Genomic DNA, 3,521 nt, shown 5'->3' on the forward strand with positions numbered 1-3,521 from the left:
GTAGAGATACTAAGAGAATCCGCGCGGTACGGAAGCACACTGAGAAACTTTGTTTAGTTTTGAGAGCACTAGCTCTCTGAAAGAATAAACGCCAAGCGTAAATTGGGCCTATAGCTCAGCTGGTTAGAGCGCACGCCTGATAAGCGTGAGGTCGATGGTTCAAGTCCATTTAGGCCCATTGACATAGCGAGCGAAAAGCGGTAAAGTTATGTCTGGCAAAAAAGAGAATAAAACATGGGGGCTTAGCTCAGCTGGGAGAGCACCTGCTTTGCACGCAGGAGGTCATCGGTTCGATCCCGTTAGCCTCCATCGGACGCGAGAGCGTCCAGAGTTAGCACATTGAAAACTGAAGACAATCCAAAGCAAAAAACCGAGACAATTCATTGAAGAAATTGTAGAGCGACCAAGAGAGAAAAGACTTGAGGTAAGGTCAAGTAGAAAAGGGCGCACGGTGAATGCCTAGGCACTAGAAGCCGATGAAGGACGTGGCAAACGACGAAACGCTTCGGGGAGCTGTAAGCAAGCAGAGATCCGGAGATGTCCGAATGGGGGAACCCGCCAGCAATGGCATCCGCGAGTGAAAAGATAGCTCAGCGGAAGGAAGACGCAGTGAACTGAAACATCTAAGTAGCTGCAGGAAGAGAAAGAAAGATCGATTTCCCGAGTAGCGGCGAGCGAAACGGAAAGAGCCCAAACCAGTAGATTTATCTATTGGGGTTGTAGGACTGCATAAGCGCATTGGAGAGGATAGCCGAATTATCTGGGAAGGTAAGCCAAAGAGGGTGAGAGCCCCGTAAGCGAAATCCAAACCAAGCCGAGCAGGATCCTGAGTAGGCCGGAACACGAGGAATTCCGGTTGAATCTGCGAGGACCATCTCGCAAGGCTAAATACTAGCTAGTGACCGATAGCGAACCAGTACCGTGAGGGAAAGGTGAAAAGAACCCCGGGAGGGGAGTGAAAGAGAACCTGAAACCGTGTGCCTACAAGTAGTCAGAGCGCGTTAAAGCGTGATGGCGTGCCTTTTGTAGAATGAACCGGCGAGTTACGTTAAATAGCGAGGTTAAGTCAGAAAAGACGGAGCCGCAGCGAAAGCGAGTCTGAAGAGGGCGAGAAGTTGTTTGACGTAGACCCGAAACCAAGTGACCTACCCATGGCCAGGTTGAAGGTGCGGTAAAACGCACTGGAGGACCGAACCCACGTAAGTTAAAAATTGCGGGGATGAGCTGTGGGTAGCGGTGAAATTCCAAACGAACTTGGAGATAGCTGGTTCTCTCCGAAATAGCTTTAGGGCTAGCCTCGTGAAGAGGATAGTGGAGGTAGAGCTCTGTTTGGACTAGGGGCCCGTCAGGGGTTACTGAATCCAGATAAACTGCGAATTCCACATATCCATGCACGGGAGTCAGACTGCGAGTGATAAGATCCGTAGTCGAAAGGGAAACAGCCCAGATCACCAGTTAAGGTCCCCAAATCTATGCTAAGTGGAAAAGGATGTGGAGTTGCGTAGACAACTAGGACGTTGGCTCAGAAGCAGCCATCATTCAAAGAGTGCGTAATAGCTCACTAGTCGAGTGGCGCTGCGCCGAAAATGTACCGGGGCTAAGCATAGTACCGAAACTGTGGATGCATGCAAAGGCATGCGTGGTAGGAGAGCGTTGTAAGTGCGGCGAAGCTTAATCGAGAGGATAAGTGGAGCGCTTAGAAGTGAGAATGCCGGTATGAGTAGCGAAAGATAAGTGAGAATCTTATCCGCCGAATGACTAAGGTTTCCTGGGGCAGGCTCGTCCGCCCAGGGTAAGTCGGGACCTAAGGCGAGGCCGAGAGGCGTAGTCGATGGACAACAGGTAGATATTCCTGTACTGCTTGAGATCGTTTGAGCGAAGGAGGGACGCAGGAGGCGAAGAGCGCATGCGACTGGAAGCATGTAGAAGCGTCGAGTCTGAGAGCGAGTCAAATGCTTGCTTTCGAAAGGACGAGGCGTGACCTGGAGCGAAATCAAAGTAGCGAAGGCTCAAGAGTCACACTGCCAAGAAAAGCTTCTAGCGAGATCGAAAGTACCCGTACCGCAAACCGACACAGGTAGTCGAGTGGAGAACACTAAGGCGAGCGAGAGAACTCTCGTTAAGGAACTCGGCAAAATGACCCCGTAACTTCGGGAGAAGGGGTGCTGGCGTAACAGCCAGCCGCAGTGAATAGGCCCAAACAACTGTTTATCAAAAACACAGGTCTCTGCAAAGTCGTAAGACGACGTATAGGGGCTGACACCTGCCCGGTGCTGGAAGGTTAAGAGGAGAGCTTAGCTTAGGCGAAGGTTCGAATTGAAGCCCCAGTAAACGGCGGCCGTAACTATAACGGTCCTAAGGTAGCGAAATTCCTTGTCGGGTAAGTTCCGACCTGCACGAAAGGTGTAATGATTTGGGCACTGTCTCAACGAGAGACTCGGTGAAATTATAATACCCGTGAAGATGCGGGTTACCCGCGACAGGACGGAAAGACCCCATGGAGCTTTACTGTAGCTTGATATTGAGTATCTGTTAAACATGTACAGGATAGGTAGGAGCCAGGGAAGGCAGGACGCTAGTTTTGCTGGAGGCAATGTTGGGATACTACCCTTGTTTGATGGATGCTCTAACCTAGGCCCGTAAGCCGGGCTGGGGACAGTGTCAGGTGGGCAGTTTGACTGGGGCGGTCGCCTCCTAAAGTGTAACGGAGGCGCCCAAAGGTTCCCTCAGAATGGTTGGAAATCATTCGCAGAGTGTAAAGGTATAAGGGAGCTTGACTGCGAGAGAGACAACTCGAGCAGGGACGAAAGTCGGGCTTAGTGATCTGGTGGTACCGCATGGAAGGGCCATCACTCAACGGATAAAAGCTACCCTGGGGATAACAGGCTTATCTCCCCCAAGAGTTCACATCGACGGGGAGGTTTGGCACCTCGATGTCGGCTCGTCGCATCCTGGGGCTGAAGTCGGTCCCAAGGGTTGGGCTGTTCGCCCATTAAAGCGGCACGCGAGCTGGGTTCAGAACGTCGTGAGACAGTTCGGTCCCTATCCGTCGTGGGCGTAGGAAATTTGAGAGGAGCTGTCCTTAGTACGAGAGGACCGGGATGGACGCACCGCTGGTGTACCAGTTGTCTTGCCAAAGGCATCGCTGGGTAGCTATGTGCGGAGGGGATAAGCGCTGAAAGCATCTAAGTGCGAAGCCCCCCTCAAGATGAGATTTCCTTTGCGAAAGCAGTAAGACACCTCAGAGACTATGAGGTAGATAGGCCGGGAGTGGAAGCAGAGCGATCTGTGGAGCGGACCGGTACTAATCAGTCGAGGACTTGACCGAAGGCGAAGCGATTTTGGAGAATTGAAGGTTTTTGAGGATTGGATTCAGTTTTGAGCGTGCAAGCTCAAGAAAGAGTGCGGTGACGAAAGCGAGAAGGATACACCTGTAACCATGCCGAACACAGAAGTTAAGCTTCTCAGCGCCGAGAGTAGTTGGTGGGCGACTGCCTGCGAGGGTAGGACGTAGCCGCGCT

The 3,521-nt window shown here is 51.9% G+C and carries 2 tRNA genes and 2 rRNA genes; all 4 read left to right on the top strand.

From position 1 onward, the window contains the following. Positions 1-104: 104 nt before the first annotated feature. The 4 genes from BN52_RS03155 to rrf all read left to right on the top strand — a co-directional run bounded on the left by BN52_RS03155 (position 105) and on the right by rrf (position 3,520). A tRNA-Ile gene (locus tag BN52_RS03155) sits at positions 105-178 on the top strand. Between the two features lie 58 nt (positions 179-236). Next, positions 237-309: transfer RNA gene (locus BN52_RS03160), tRNA-Ala, on the top strand. A 119-nt stretch (positions 310-428) separates the two neighbouring features. After that, positions 429-3,328, top strand: a 23S ribosomal RNA gene (locus tag BN52_RS03165). 75 nt (positions 3,329-3,403) lie between these two features. Further along, positions 3,404-3,520 (top strand): 5S ribosomal RNA (gene rrf / locus BN52_RS03170). Position 3,521: the final 1 nt, after the last annotated feature.

The sequence above is a fragment of the Lactobacillus gigeriorum DSM 23908 = CRBIP 24.85 genome, from assembly GCF_000296855.1.
GTDB classification, from domain to species: domain Bacteria; phylum Bacillota; class Bacilli; order Lactobacillales; family Lactobacillaceae; genus Lactobacillus; species Lactobacillus gigeriorum.